This is a genomic window from Avibacterium endocarditidis, from assembly GCF_965138825.1.
Taxonomy (GTDB): Bacteria; Pseudomonadota; Gammaproteobacteria; order Enterobacterales; family Pasteurellaceae; genus Avibacterium; species Avibacterium endocarditidis.
Genome location: NZ_CBCSDH010000006.1, coordinates 1 through 14,194, shown reverse-complemented (window position 1 = coordinate 14,194; position 14,194 = coordinate 1). Strand labels below are relative to the sequence as shown.

Sequence of the window (14,194 nt, the reverse complement as noted above, 5' to 3'; positions counted from 1 at the left end):
AATTTAAAAAACTTCCACCGCATTTATTTTTTGATAAGAAATTAAATGTTCCAGCCACCTAAGTAGAATGCTAATAATGCGACTGCGATTAACACTGTTCCAATATTGAGTTTTTTCACTTCACCGCTGATGATTCGACCAATCACAAGGGTAGCGAAGCCAAGCATAATGCCAGTGACGATATTTGCAGTAAGAACGATGAACACCGCACAAACTAAGCCGCTCATTGCACCGATGAAATCAGAAAAATCCAATTTGTTTACGTTGCTAAGCATTAATAAGCCCACATACATTAACGCAGGCGCGGTGGCATAGCTAGGTACAAGGCTCGCGAGTGGTTGGAAAAAGAGCATTAATAGGAATAGCACGCCCACGACAATCGCGGTGATCCCAGTTTTACCGCCAGCGGCTGTACCTGCAGCAGATTCAATATACACCGCTGCCGGCGCTGTACCGAATAAACCTGAGAATAAGCTACTTACTGAGTCAGAAGATAGGGCTTTACCTCCATTGATGATTTGCCCATCTTTATCCAATAAATTGGCTTGCCCTGCTACCGCACGGATTGTGCCAGTGGCATCAAATACCGCAGTCATGACTAAGGCAAAGACAACAGGCAGAATGGCAGGTTGTAATGCGCCAGTGAGATCTAATTGCAAGAACAGAGATTGCTCGCCGAAACTTGGCATTTTGAATAATTCACCACTGAATTTTACATTAGGATCAATAGCCAAGCCAATAAGTGTGATAGCAATAATCACCCACAAAATCCCCCCTTTGATTTGCATTTTTTCTAAACCAATAATAGCGGCAAGACCTGCAAGAGAAATCAACACTGGAAAGGTAGTGAAATCCCCCAATTTAACCGGTAATCCTGCTTGATTACCCACAACAATGCCAACACCATTTGCTGCAATTAACAGTAAAAATAAGCCAATCCCAATGCCCACACCTTGCGCAATGCTAGCTGGGAGATTGCGTAAAATCCACGCTCGCACCCCAGTGGCAGAAATCAGCGTAAAGACTACCCCCATAAAAAATACTGCGCCTAAAGCAACGGGAATGCTCACACCTTGACCTAATACCAAGCTAAATGCGGTGAATGCGGTAAGGGAAATAGCACAACCAATAGCCATTGGTGCATTTGCCCATAAACCAATTAATATGGAGCCTAACCCCGAAACCAAACAGGTGGCAATAAACACGCTTTCAGGAGGAAAGCCAGCAGCAGCCAGCATATTGGGAACAACAATCACAGAATAAACCATGGCTAGGAAGGTGGTTAACCCCGCAATGATTTCTTGGCGTAATGTTGAGCCACGCTTGGTGATCTCAAAAAGTTTTTCTGCAAACATAAATTTCCTTTCGTTAATAAAGTTAAAATAAAATCTTGTTGAAAAAATGGCGCTATTTTACAGAAAAGAAAAGAATAGTAAACGTTTGCTTAATAGAAAGTGCGGTGATTTTTACGGAAATTTTTGGGCTTGTTTTATAAATCGTTTATAATAACGCGCAATAATCGTAATAATAATCAAAGCGAGGAAAAAATGGCTATCTTAGTAACTGGCGGTGCAGGCTACATTGGCTCTCACACCGTTGTGGAATTATTGAATACTGGCAAAGACGTGGTGGTGCTGGATAATTTATCCAATTCTTCCGCCAAGTCATTACAACGGGTAGAAGAAATCACGGGCAAAGCAGTGAAATTCTACCAAGGCGATGTGTTAGATCGTGCAATGTTACAGAAAATCTTTGCAGAAAACCAAATTGATTCTGTAATTCATTTTGCCGGTTTGAAAGCCGTGGGCGAAAGTGTGCGTAAGCCGATCGAATATTATATGAACAATGTGACGGGTTCATTAGTGCTAGTTGATGAAATGCGCAAGGCTGGCGTGTGGAATTTAGTGTTTAGCTCATCAGCAACGGTCTATGGCGATCCTGAAATTGTGCCAATCACCGAACAATGCAAAGTGGGTGGCACGACCAATCCTTACGGCACATCGAAATTAATGGTAGAACAAATTTTAACAGACGTTGCCAAAGCGGAAGATAAATTCAGCGTTACGATTTTACGTTATTTCAACCCAGTGGGTGCGCACCACAGTGGTTTGATTGGCGAAGATCCAACGGGTATTCCAAATAATTTATTGCCTTATATTAGCCAAGTGGCCATCGGCAAATTACCACAACTTTCCGTCTTTGGAAGTGATTATGACACCCACGATGGTACGGGCGTGCGTGATTATATTCACGTTGTGGATCTCGCCATTGGTCATTTAAAAGCCTTGGATCGTCATCAAAACGATGCTGGATTACACATTTATAACCTTGGCACAGGCACAGGTTATTCCGTGTTAGATATGGTAAAAGCCTTTGAGCAAGCCAACGATATTCAAATTCCTTATCAATTAGTGGCGCGCCGTCCTGGGGATATTGCAACGTGCTATTCCGATCCTTCTCTTGCTGCCAAAGAATTAGGCTGGAAAGCGGAACGTGGCTTAACGGAAATGATGCAAGACACTTGGAATTGGCAGAAAAAGAACCCACAAGGGTATCGTGATTAATCGTTAATCTCATTGTGCTGTAAGGAAACTTGCAGCACAATTTGTTTGAAAAACACACCGCACTTTATGGCTATGACCACACAATCGAATTTATTTTCACAAATTTTCAGCCGTAATATGCTGATCTGCGTATTCACGGGATTTAGCTCGGGCTTACCCCTTTATGTTTTGGTTTCTTTGTTACCTATTTGGTTACGCGCAGAAAACGTTGATCTCAAAACCTTGGGCTATTTCACCCTAATAATGCTCCCTTTTTCGTGGAAGTTTGTCTGGGCGCCCTTGCTTGATCGCTTTGTGCCGCCTTTTTTAGGTCGCCGCCGCGGCTGGATGCTGATCTCACAAATTTTATTGCTAATCAGCTTGGCATTATTTGGCTTTTTAGATCCAAGCAAACAATTTGGACTCAGTTTAATTGCCGCCTTGGGCGTGCTTTGTTCCTTCTTTTCCGCCACGCAAGACATTGTGCTAGATGCCTATCGGAGAGAAATTTTAACCGACAATGAATTAGGTTTAGGCAACTCGATTCACGTTAATGCTTATCGTATTGCAGGCCTTGTTCCCGGTTCGCTTTCATTGATTTTGGCGGATCATTTCCCTTGGCAAACCGTGTTTATCATTACCGCAATGTTTATGTTGCCGGGGATTTTAATGTGTCTATTTTTAAGCACCGAACCTAATATTGCGCTAAAAAAACACCGCACTTTAGAAGAAAGTGTCATTGAACCTTTCCGCGAATTTTTTCAACGCAAAGGTATTTGGTCAGCCTTAGGGATTTTGGCGTTTATTTTTCTGTATAAATTAGGCGACAGTATGGCTACGGCGCTGATTTCCCCTTTCTATTTAGATATGGGATTTAGCAAAACCCAGATCGGTTTGGTGGTGAAAAATGCCTCTTTATGGCCAATGGTGGTCGCCAGTATTTTAGGCGGGATTTTAATGCTGAAAGTGGGCATTAACCGCGCTTTATGGTTATTTGGATTTGTGCAAATTATCACCATTCTTGGCTTTGCCTGGCTCGCCAAACAAGGGCCTTTTGAAACCGTAGATAGCCGTGCCTTGTGGTCGCTCAGCCTTGTGGTGGCCGCGGAATATATTGGCATCGGTTTAGGTACAGCCGCCTTTGTTGCTTTCATGGCAAGGGAAACCAATCCCCTTTACACTGCCACACAGCTTGCCTTATTTACCAGCCTTGCCGCATTACCAAGAGCTACGCTCAACACCCAAGCAGGCGCGTTGATCGACTGGCTGGGCTACTATGATTATTTCTGGCTTTGCTTCTGGCTCGCGATCCCTGGAATGTTATGTTTATTTAAAGTTGCGCCTTGGAAGCAAGCAGACTAGCACCTTTATTGACGAAGAAATTTAGGAGAAAGCAATGCAATTTTTGAAAAAGCTTAGTTTTTTATTAGCCAAATTCACCGCACTTTTTATTATTGTGCTGGCGTTAATCACCTTTTATAAACCTGAATTATTCACTTGGGTAAAAGGCGATACGCAAGTGTTCATCATCAGCATTATTATGCTTTCAATGGGAATGACCTTAGGTAAAAAAGATTATCAAGTGTTAGCGCAACGCCCGTTGGATATTCTTATCGGTACCATTGTGCAATATACCGTAATGCCTTTTGTAGCGATTGCTATTGCAAAAAGTTTTGATCTTTCCCCAGCGCTCACTCTTGGTTTAGTTTTAGTTGGCTCTTGCCCTGGTGGTGTGGCGTCTAACATTATGACGTTCCTATGCAAAGGCGATATAGCATTTTCAGTGGGAATGACCACCGTTTCAACCTTACTAGCGCCAGTAATGACGCCATTATTGCTAAATTATTTGGTAGGCCAAAGCGTGGAAATGAACGGCTGGGCAATGTTTAAATTTATGCTTTTAGTAACCGTGTTGCCTGTGGCGGTGGGATCGATTTTAAACATCAGCTTACACCGCAAACAATGGTTCCAAGACATCAAAGCGTTAATGCCGGGCGTGGCAGTGATTAACTTCGCCTTTATTGTGGGCGGTGTGGTCGCCATTTATGGGGATTATTTCTTACAATCAGGCTTAATGATTTTACTTTGTATCGTGGTACATAACCTTATCGGCTACGCTCTTGGCTATTCTTCAGGCAAATTGTTTGGAATGAGCTTAGCGAAAAAGAAAACCATTTCCTTGGAAGTGGGCGTGCAAAATGCAGGTTTAGCTACTGGATTAAGTATGAAGTTCTTCCCAACCATTCCAGAATCAGCGGTGGTTTGTGCCGTGGCGTGCGTGTGGCACTCTGTGGCAGGAACGGTTTACGCCAATTTCTTATTATGGGTGGATAAATACCGCAAATCCCCTTCACAAAAGGAACTTGCGGAAGAGATTTCGTGAGATCAAGGAAAATAAAGTGCGGTGCTTTTTTATGAATTTTTTGCAAATTAGTTAATTTTGATTTTCATCGCCCTTGAGTTTTCGACTTATTAAAGGTATGTTATCGCAGATTTTTTTATAAACGAGGTTGATATGAAGATTATTCTTTTAGGTGCGCCGGGTGCAGGTAAAGGCACGCAAGCACAATTTATTATGAACAAATTCGGTATTCCGCAAATTTCTACGGGCGATATGTTGCGCGCGGCAATTAAAGCGGGAACAGAATTAGGCAAACAAGCGAAAACCTTAATGGACGCAGGGCAGCTTGTGCCAGATGATTTAATTATTTCGCTCGTGAAAGAGCGTGTTGCACAAGAAGATTGCGCGAAAGGCTTTTTATTAGACGGCTTCCCGCGCACCATTCCGCAAGCGGATGCCTTAAAAAGCGCAGGCATCAGCATTGATTATGTGTTGGAATTTGATGTGCCAGATGAAGTGATTGTTGAGCGTATGAGTGGTCGCCGTGTTCACCAAGCTTCTGGACGTACTTACCACGTTGTGTATAACCCGCCAAAAGTGGAAGGTAAAGATGATGTAACCGGTGAAGATTTAATTATCCGTGCTGATGACAAGCCTGAAACCGTATTAGATCGCTTGAAAGTGTATCACAACACCACCAAACCGTTGGTTGATTATTACCAAGCTGAAGCCGAAGCGGGCAATACAAAATATTTCCGTTTAGACGGTACGCAAAAAGTGGAAGAAGTGAGTGCAGAATTAGATAAAATTCTCGCTTAATTTCCACCGCACTTTATCAATCCCCTTGATTTCAAGGGGATTTTTTATGCGCTATTATTCCTTCTTCCGCCAATAAGTGGCAAATCTTGGCAGCCCTTTTTGTGTCAAACCACGGTATTTGTAGGTAATGATTGAACCGATTGGTGGTGGATTTTCTCTATCCGATAATTTAAAACCTGAACCGATACGAAATTCGCCACGCTGATTTTTACAAGTAATCGCACCGAATTTATAAGCAAATTGCCCCTTGCCTTTATGGTGTGCAATCACTTCACATTCTTCATCAAGTGCGGTCTTTAATTTCAAAATTTGCTGACTGCGTTTGTTTTCATAAGGTGCATTAGGGTTACGCAGCACCAAGCCTTCCCCTTGTTTTTGTTCTACTTCACGCAAAAAATCTTGTACTTGGGCATAATGTTTGATTGGAATTTGTTTAATAATTTCAATATATTGGCTTGGGTGCTGGGCTAAATAATTTTCCAACACGGCTAAACGTTCAAATAAATTGCCTTTGGCATTAGGCACATCAAACACATAAAGCTTTAATTTTTCCCAACCTTTATCTTTTTGCGAACGCACAATAGAAGAAATTTGCTCAAACGCATTGCGTTGGCTAAACAGTTCACCATCAATGGCAAAAGGCGGAAAATCTTTAATGAAATAATATGGCGGCGTGAGAATTTTATTCTGTCTTGTAAACAGCTGTTTACCGTCCCAATATCCCCTGATGCCGTCTAACTTTTCGCTCATCACCCAACCTTGCACATTTTGATTGTGGTAAGTGCCAAGTAGCATTAAATCTGGCGGATTGGCCTTAGCTAATGCTGAGCATAGTGCGAATAAAATGAGCAGGATACGCTGAATATAAAGCATAATTTTTTCCCCGATTTTTCTGCGCAATAAAAATTTGGTTGGGATATTAAGCGACTTTTTAGTGCTTGTGGAAAATGCAGTTTGGTTTTGCGATCTCGATCGTAAAAATTATTGTGGTTTTAAAAGTGCGGTGGTGTTTTGGGATTTTTTTAGAATATGTGTGAATTTTTTGTTAAAATTACGGCTTTCTATCTAAATATAACTAAAAGAGAGTGATTATGAGCAAACTATTTCCTAATGCACAACTTCGTGATAAAGCGCCCTATCGTTTTGATATTGTTGGCAGTTTTTTACGTCCAGAAAGTTTAAAACAGGCACGTCAGCAATGTAGCTGTGGGGATATTTCTTGTGCGGATCTCACCCAAGTGGAAGATAAAGAAATTGCCAATTTAGTGGCGCACCAAAAAGCAGTGGGCTTACCTGCGGTAACCGACGGAGAGTTTCGCCGTACCTTTTGGCATTTAGATTTCTTAAGTGCGTTAGATGGCGTGGAAGAAGTGGAAGCAGAAAAATTTTCTGTCCAATTTAAACATCATAATGTTCGTCCTAAGACGTTGAAAATTGTTGATAAAATCGGTTTCTCGGATACTCACCCATTCCTTGAACATTACCGTTCTTTACAGCAAATTGCCGGCGATTATCCTGTTAAATTCACCATTCCGTCACCTTCAATGTTACATTTAATTTGTACGGTGCGTGAAACGGATTATCAGCCAATTGAGCGTTATAAAAACAACAATCAGCAATTACTAGATGATATTGCGGACGCTTATATTAGTGCGATGCAAAAATTCTATGTCCTAGGTTGTCGTAACCTGCAATTAGATGACACAAGCTGGGGCGAATTATGTTCTGAAGAAAAACGCCAAGCTTATCAAGAACGTGGCTTCGATTTAGAGCAACTCGCGAAAGATTATGTGTATATGGTGAACCGTATTATTGCCGCGAAACCTGCGGATATGACCATTACAATGCACATTTGCCGTGGTAACTTCCGCTCAACTTGGTTCTCATCGGGCGGCTATGAACCTGTGGCAGAAACCCTATTTGGGCACTGTAACGTTGATGGCTTCTTCCTTGAGTACGATAGCGATCGTTCGGGCGATTTCAAACCATTGCGCTTTATTAAAGATCAGCAAGTGGTGCTAGGTTTGGTTACTTCAAAAGACGGCAACCTTGAAGATAAAAACGAAATCATCAAACGTATTCAAGAAGCCGCACAATATGTGGACATCAACCAGCTTTGTTTAAGCCCGCAATGTGGCTTTGCTTCAACGGAAGAAGGCAATATCCTGACAGAAGAGCAACAATGGAATAAACTGAATTTCATTCGTGAAATTGTTGAGGAAGTTTGGGGTAAGGCGTAATTTTTGACCTTTCATTCTTGATGATAGAAGAATACCGCTTTTTTATAGAGCGGTATTATTTTTGCAAATTTTTCTCTTTGTGATTTAGATCACGATTTTCTCTTTTCGTTAAAATTCTATTTCTCTTTGAAGTTAATCTTATTTTATAATGAAAACTATGAAATGATACTTCAAAATAATGAAATTGAGATAGCAAACAGGAGAGAGCTATGCGTTTAATTCCTTTAAAAACCGCCGAGCAAGTCAGCAAATGGGCTGCACGTCATATTGTTGATCGTATTAATGAATTTAAACCAACGGAAGAACGCCCTTTTGTGCTGGGATTGCCCACAGGCGGCACGCCGTTACAAACCTATAAAGAATTAATCAAACTTTATCAAGCTGGGGAAGTGAGCTTTAAAAACGTGGTAACCTTTAATATGGACGAATATGTTGGGCTGCCAAAAGATCACCCAGAAAGTTACCGCTCTTTTATGTATAAGAATTTTTTTGATCACGTTGATATTCAAGAAAAAAATATTAACTTGTTAGACGGCAATGCGCCTGATCTTGATGCTGAATGCCGCCGTTATGAAGAAAAAATGCAATCTTACGGCAAGGTAAATTTATTTATGGGCGGCGTTGGCGTGGACGGCCATATTGCTTTTAACGAACCTGCGTCATCGCTAGCTTCTCGCACTAGAATTAAAACTCTGACGGAAGATACCCTTATCGCTAACTCACGTTTCTTTGATAATGACGTGAATAAAGTGCCAAAATACGCTTTAACCATTGGGGTCGCCACGTTGCTTGACGCAGCAGAAGTGATGCTTTTAGTCACGGGGTATAATAAAGCCCTTGCTTTGCAAGCGGGGGTGGAGGGCAGTGTGAACCATTTTTGGACGATCAGTGCGTTACAGCTACACCGCCACGCAATCTTTGTTTGTGATGAACCGGCAACGCAGGAATTAAAAGTGAAAACCGTGAAATATTTCACTGAGTTAGAAGCCAAAGCCATTCATAGTGTGTTATAGCGAATAAAAAAGAAGGTGAAAAAATGCGTTATGCGTTAGTTAATGGCGTGATTTATACCGCCCAAGCCGTGCTTTATGGGCAAGCGGTGATTGTGGAAGACGAGAAAATCCTTTCTATCGTGTCACAAGAAAATCTGCCTGAGGGAATACAACAAATTGATTTAAAAGGGAATAATCTAACGGCAGGATTTATTGATTTACAATTAAACGGCTGTGGTGGCGTGATGTTTAATGGCGATACGTCCGTGAAAACCCTTGAAATTATGCAGCAAACCAATTTGCGTTCTGGCACAACAAGTTATCTGCCAACCTTTATCACAGCAGATGATGAGGGCATTAAGCAAGCCGTTTCGGTAATGGGGGAATATCTTAAAAAGCATAAAAATCAAGCCCTTGGCTTGCATTTGGAAGGCCCTTATTTAAGTGTCGAAAAGAAAGGCGTGCATCAGGCAGAATATATTCGTGCCATAAGCCCTGAAATGAAAGATTTTCTATGCCAAAATTCAGCGGTGATCACCAAAATCACCCTTGCCCCTGAAAATCCAACGGCAAAATATATTGGTGATTTTGTACAAAGTGGCATTGTGGTTTCCATCGGGCATTCCAACGCCACTTATGACGTAGCTAAACAAGCAATTGCCAAGGGGGCAACGTTTGCCACCCACTTGCACAATGCGATGTCGCCAATTAGCTCAGGACGTGAAATGGGCGTTGTCGGCGCGGTGTTAGACAGCGATATTTACACGGGTATTATCGTCGATGGCTTGCACGTTGAATTCGGCAATATCAAAATTGATAAAAAAGTGAAAGGCGATAAATTGTGCATTGTTACAGATGCCACAGCCGCCGCAGGCGCGGATATTGAATCTTTCGACTTTGTCGGCAAAACCGTGTATGTGCGCAATGGTAAATGCTATGACGCCAACGGCACGCTCGGCGGTTCTGCAATCACAATGATTGAATCGGTAGAAAATGCGGTGAAACAAGTAGGCATTCCACTCGATGAAACCCTAAGAATGTGCAATTACTATCCTGCCAAAGCCATTGGTGTTGATGATCATTTAGGTGATATTGCAGAAGGAAAAATCGCCAATTTGACTGTGTTTAACAATGATTTTGACGTGCTAGGCAGCGCAGTCAATGGGCAGTGGACGTGGTATAAAAACTAGCCCAAAAATCACCGCACTTTGAGTGCTATTTAAATACGAAATAAAGGTAGCTTCGGCTGCCTTTTTGTTTAGATATTTTCTAGTCTAGGCATTTTGCCCAATTCATTTTAAAATACAGCATTATTCGTTTTATGTATTTTATGTGTGGGAAAAAGAATGCGGGATAATCATCAAATCGCGAATGTTGATTTTGTTAAACAGATGAATAGTGCGGTGGTTTATAAATTAATTGACCAGCAAGGACCGATTTCTCGTATTCAAATTTCTGAACTAAGCCAGCTCGCACCAGCCAGTGTAACCAAAATCACGCGTAACTTGTTAGGACGTGGGCTGATTAAAGAAGTGGAGCAGCAGCGATCCACCGGCGGACGGCGTGCCACGTCTATTATTGCGGAGCATAAAGCCTTTCGCACCATTCTCATTCATTTAGGGCGTAAGCAGGTAACCTTTGCCATTATGGATCTTTCTGCGAAACTCTTGAAAAGAGAAATTGTGGATTTGCCGGAGTATCAAAGTGCGGTGCAAATTGAGCAATTTTTAATAACGCACCTTGCGCAGTTTATCGAAAAAAATCAGCGTAAAAATGCGGAATTTATTGCCATTGGTATTACTGTGCCGGGCTTTGTGGATGTGAAAACCAACGATATTCAATATTTACCGCATTTATCCCTTGATGAACCTTGGGCGCTGGCAAATCACCTTGCAGAACACTTCCAATTAATGACTTTTATTGGTCACGATGTGCGAAGTTTAGCCTTAGCGGAGCATTATTTTGGTGTTACCAAAGATTGCTATGATTCCTTATTATTGCGTATTCATCGTGGCGTTGGCGCAGGCATTGTGATTAATCACGAAGTCTTTCTTGGTTATAAAAATAATGTGGGGGAAATTGGGCATATTCAGGTGGATCCTTTGGGTAAGCGCTGTTTATGTGGCAATGTGGGCTGTTTGGAAACCGTTGTCAGCAATGCCGCAATTGAAGAAAAAATGCAACGTTTGCTGGAAGATGGTTATCAAAGCAAGTGGATTTCTTTAGAAAGTCACGATATTGAAGCGATTTGCAAAGCGGTAAATAAGCAAGATGCGGTAGCGGTGGATTTGATCGAACACGTTGGCGTGCAGATTGGACGCGTATTGGCGATGAGTGTCAATATGTTTAATCCTGAAAAAATTGTTATTTCAGGGGAGATTACGCAAGCGCAAAGCGTGCTGTTTGCTGCTATTCGCCGAACCTTAGACAACTTGGCTTTACCCGCGTTTGTGAAAAGCACACCGCTGGTGGCATCTGAATTAAAAAATGAAGATGTGATTGGCGCATTTGCATTGATTAAACAAGCCTTATTAGATGGCAGATTGCTACAACATTTATTAGCAGAGTAAAGTGCGGTCGCTTTTACGCCGATTTGTATAATCTCTATGCGAATGAGAAAGAATTTAGAAAAAAGCATAAAAAAAGAGTTGACGAAGGGGAGTCAGATCAGCATAATTAGCCCCGCAAAGCCGATGAGGTGAATGCAAAATGTTTGGCTATGTAGCTCAGTTGGTTAGAGCACAACACTCATAATGTTGGGGTCACAGGTTCGAATCCCGTCATAGCCACCATATTGCGGGACTGGCGAAATTGGTAGACGCACCAGATTTAGGTTCTGGCGCCGCGAGGTGTGTGGGTTCAAGTCCCTCGTCCCGCACCATTCATTAGCTTGCAGTTCTTTAGTAGGTGGGGTATCGCCAAGCGGTAAGGCACCGGGTTTTGATCTCGGCATCCCTAGGTTCGAATCCTAGTACCCCAGCCATACTATCTAACATTTCAATCTTCTTTTCTTAAAGAATTTCCTATTGGGGTATCGCCAAGCGGTAAGGCACCGGGTTTTGATCTCGGCATTCCTAGGTTCGAATCCTAGTACCCCAGCCATTATCTTTCCTAATAGATTTTCCTTTATTCTTCTTTTTATAGTGTAAAAAAGTTGTAAAAAATTACACCGCACTTATGTTTTTTGCATTTATATCAATTATAATCATTTCCTTTTTTCATAAGGAATAACTATGACCACAAACACAACAAAAACAGGCTGGACAACTAAGTTTAGCTCCCTAGGGCCGGGGATTTTAATGGCATCAGCCGCCATCGGCGGATCGCATATTATTGCTTCTACCCAAGCTGGGGCAATTTATGGTTGGCAACTTGCAATTATCATTATTCTTGCAAACTTTTTTAAATATCCTTTTTTCCGTTTCGGTGTGCAATACACGCTAGATACAGGCAATACCTTACTTGACGGTTATCGCCAAAAAGGAAAATTATATTTATGGGTTTTCTTTTTACTTAATATTTTCTCAACCGCCATTAATATGACGGCGATTTCCTTGCTGTGTGCGGTTATTCTTAATTTCGTGTTACCTACACCAGTTAATATGTCTGTCTTAAGCGCAATAATGATTTCTTCCGCTGCTGCGATTTTACTTTTTGGGAAGTATCGCTTATTAGATGGTTTAGCGAAAGTGATTATGATTGCATTAACGGTAACGACCGTTGCCGCTGTGGTAATCGCACTGATGCGTAATGGCGTGCAAGGAATTGCAGCCGATGATTACATTTCCCCATCACCTTGGAATTTAAGCGCATTAGCTTTTATTGTGGCGCTAATGGGGTGGATGCCAGCACCCATTGAACTTTCCGTCATTAATTCAATGTGGGTGGTGGCAAAACGCCGTTTAACCAAAGTATCTTATAAAGATGGGATTTTTGATTTTAATGTTGGCTATGTTAGCACTGCGATTTTAGCGTTAGTGTTTCTTGCATTGGGGGCGCTAGTGCAATTTGGCTCCAACGAAACCGTTGAAATGGTAGGGGGGAAATATATTGCACAGCTTATCAATATGTATTCTTCAACCATTGGTGAATGGGCAAAAGACCTCATTGCTTTTATCGCATTTATGTGTATTTTCGGTACGACATTATCAATGCTAGATGGTTATTCTCGCACTAATCTTGAAAGTTTGAGATTACTAGCGGGCAAAAAAGAAAGCCGTGTAAGTTTTTTAAATTTATCTATCTTATGTTCAACAATCGCAGTTTTAGTGATTATTTTCTGTTTCAGTGATGCCGTAGGACCAATGTTAAAATTGGCAATGATAGGTTCTTTTGTTTCAACTCCTGTATTTGCGTGGTTGAACCTATCGTTGGTGATGAAAGGTGAACATTGTGTAAGAGGTTTCCTATTATGGTTATCTTTAGTCGGATTGGTTTACCTTGCTGGTTTCACATTGTTATTTATTGCTTCACATTTTGGTTGGATAAACTAAAAAATATTGATAAAAAAAGCCGCACTTTTAAAGTGCGGTCTTTTTTTCGCAGAATTTTATGCAATGCCTTTGTGTCTTAACAAGGCATCTAATTGCGGTTCTCTGCCGCGGAAGCGTTTGAATAACGCCATTGGCTCTTCTGAACCGCCACGGGTGAGAATTTCATCAAGGAAAGATTGCCCGGTTACTGGGTTGAAAATGCCTTCTTCTTCAAAACGCGAGAACGCATCTGCCGATAGCACTTCCGCCCATAAATAGCTGTAATAGCCCGCTGCATAACCGCCGGCAAAAATATGGCTAAAGCTATGCGGATTTCTTGCCCAATCCACACCTTTGATGACGGCAACGTCATCTTTTACCTGTTTTAAGGTGTCTAAAATTTGGTTGGGTTGGTTCGCATCAAAATAATGATGCAAACGGAAATCAAATAACCCAAATTCAAGCTGACGTAATACGAACATTGCCGCTTGGAAGTTTTTCGCTTTAAGCAACTGTTGCAATTTTTCTTTTGGTAGTGGTTCGCCCGTTTCATAATGCCCTGAAATAAAGGCAAGCGCCTCTTCTTCCCAACACCAGTTTTCTAAGAATTGGCTTGGTAATTCCACTGCGTCCCAAGGCACGCCATTAATGCCCGCCACATCTGCGANATCAATTTGCGTGAGCATATGATGAATACCGTGTCCAAATTCGTGGAATAAGGTGGTGACTTCATCGTGAGTGAAAAGCGCAGGTTTATCACCCACTGGTGCGTTAAAGTTACAAGTGA

The 14,194-nt window shown here is 41.7% G+C and carries 12 protein-coding genes, 4 tRNA genes and 1 pseudogene; 13 read left to right on the top strand and 4 right to left on the bottom strand.

What is annotated here, in order from left to right:
* Positions 1-41: 41 nt before the first annotated feature.
* Positions 42-1,355 carry an NCS2 family permease gene (locus ACNAV8_RS04640; protein WP_415777295.1) on the bottom strand — a complete coding sequence of 438 codons (1,314 nt, stop codon included), beginning with the start codon at positions 1,353-1,355 and terminating at the stop codon, positions 42-44.
* A 192-nt stretch (positions 1,356-1,547) separates the two neighbouring features.
* On the opposite strand from ACNAV8_RS04640, the gene galE reads away from it, so the two are divergent.
* From galE to adk, 4 genes are all read left to right on the top strand, one after another.
* Positions 1,548-2,564 carry a UDP-glucose 4-epimerase GalE gene (gene galE, locus ACNAV8_RS04635; protein ID WP_415777294.1) on the top strand — a complete coding sequence of 339 codons (1,017 nt, stop codon included), beginning with the start codon at positions 1,548-1,550 and terminating at the stop codon, positions 2,562-2,564.
* A gap of 72 nt (positions 2,565-2,636) precedes the next feature.
* Complete coding sequence (locus tag ACNAV8_RS04630) at positions 2,637-3,905, top strand: AmpG family muropeptide MFS transporter (protein ID WP_103854877.1); 1,269 nt, start codon at positions 2,637-2,639, stop codon at positions 3,903-3,905.
* A gap of 34 nt (positions 3,906-3,939) precedes the next feature.
* A complete protein-coding gene (locus ACNAV8_RS04625; RefSeq protein ID WP_415777293.1) occupies positions 3,940-4,926 on the top strand; it encodes a bile acid:sodium symporter family protein in 987 nt (328 codons plus the stop codon).
* Between the two features lie 132 nt (positions 4,927-5,058).
* A complete protein-coding gene (gene adk, locus ACNAV8_RS04620) occupies positions 5,059-5,703 on the top strand; it encodes an adenylate kinase (RefSeq protein WP_415777292.1) in 645 nt (214 codons plus the stop codon).
* Positions 5,704-5,757: 54 nt separating this feature from the next.
* Here adk and ACNAV8_RS04615 read toward each other — a convergent pair whose 3' ends face one another.
* Positions 5,758-6,576 carry a DNA ligase gene (locus tag ACNAV8_RS04615; RefSeq protein WP_103854872.1) on the bottom strand — a complete coding sequence of 273 codons (819 nt, stop codon included), beginning with the start codon at positions 6,574-6,576 and terminating at the stop codon, positions 5,758-5,760.
* A gap of 218 nt (positions 6,577-6,794) precedes the next feature.
* Here ACNAV8_RS04615 and ACNAV8_RS04610 point away from each other — a divergent pair, with 218 nt between their 5' ends.
* The 9 genes from ACNAV8_RS04610 to ACNAV8_RS04570 all read left to right on the top strand — a co-directional run bounded on the left by ACNAV8_RS04610 (position 6,795) and on the right by ACNAV8_RS04570 (position 13,428).
* Positions 6,795-7,943, top strand: coding sequence for a 5-methyltetrahydropteroyltriglutamate--homocysteine S-methyltransferase (locus ACNAV8_RS04610; RefSeq protein WP_103854873.1), 1,149 nt, complete (start codon positions 6,795-6,797; stop codon positions 7,941-7,943).
* Positions 7,944-8,152: 209 nt separating this feature from the next.
* Entirely contained in the window at positions 8,153-8,956 is an 804-nt protein-coding gene (gene nagB, locus ACNAV8_RS04605; protein WP_103854874.1) for a glucosamine-6-phosphate deaminase, read from the top strand.
* Between the two features lie 23 nt (positions 8,957-8,979).
* A complete protein-coding gene (nagA, locus tag ACNAV8_RS04600; protein ID WP_103854875.1) occupies positions 8,980-10,125 on the top strand; it encodes an N-acetylglucosamine-6-phosphate deacetylase in 1,146 nt (381 codons plus the stop codon).
* A gap of 156 nt (positions 10,126-10,281) precedes the next feature.
* Positions 10,282-11,505 (top strand): ROK family transcriptional regulator, encoded by a 1,224-nt coding sequence (locus ACNAV8_RS04595; RefSeq protein WP_103854876.1) that lies wholly within the window; start codon positions 10,282-10,284, stop codon positions 11,503-11,505.
* A gap of 145 nt (positions 11,506-11,650) precedes the next feature.
* Positions 11,651-11,727: transfer RNA gene (locus tag ACNAV8_RS04590), tRNA-Met, on the top strand.
* Between the two features lie 4 nt (positions 11,728-11,731).
* Positions 11,732-11,816, top strand: a tRNA-Leu gene (locus ACNAV8_RS04585).
* 27 nt (positions 11,817-11,843) lie between these two features.
* Positions 11,844-11,918 (top strand) — tRNA-Gln (locus ACNAV8_RS04580).
* A 44-nt stretch (positions 11,919-11,962) separates the two neighbouring features.
* Positions 11,963-12,037, top strand: a tRNA-Gln gene (locus tag ACNAV8_RS04575).
* A 131-nt stretch (positions 12,038-12,168) separates the two neighbouring features.
* Positions 12,169-13,428, top strand: coding sequence for an NRAMP family divalent metal transporter (locus ACNAV8_RS04570; protein WP_103854084.1), 1,260 nt, complete (start codon positions 12,169-12,171; stop codon positions 13,426-13,428).
* A 56-nt stretch (positions 13,429-13,484) separates the two neighbouring features.
* Here the strand turns inward: ACNAV8_RS04570 and ACNAV8_RS04565 are convergent.
* Both ACNAV8_RS04565 and ACNAV8_RS04560 read right to left on the bottom strand, forming a co-directional pair.
* Positions 13,485-14,074, bottom strand: a pseudogene (locus ACNAV8_RS04565) (M3 family metallopeptidase); the annotation flags it as partial.
* 1 nt (position 14,075) lies between these two features.
* Positions 14,076-14,194 (bottom strand): M3 family metallopeptidase (locus ACNAV8_RS04560; protein WP_415777338.1); only part of this gene is annotated, 119 nt, incomplete at both ends.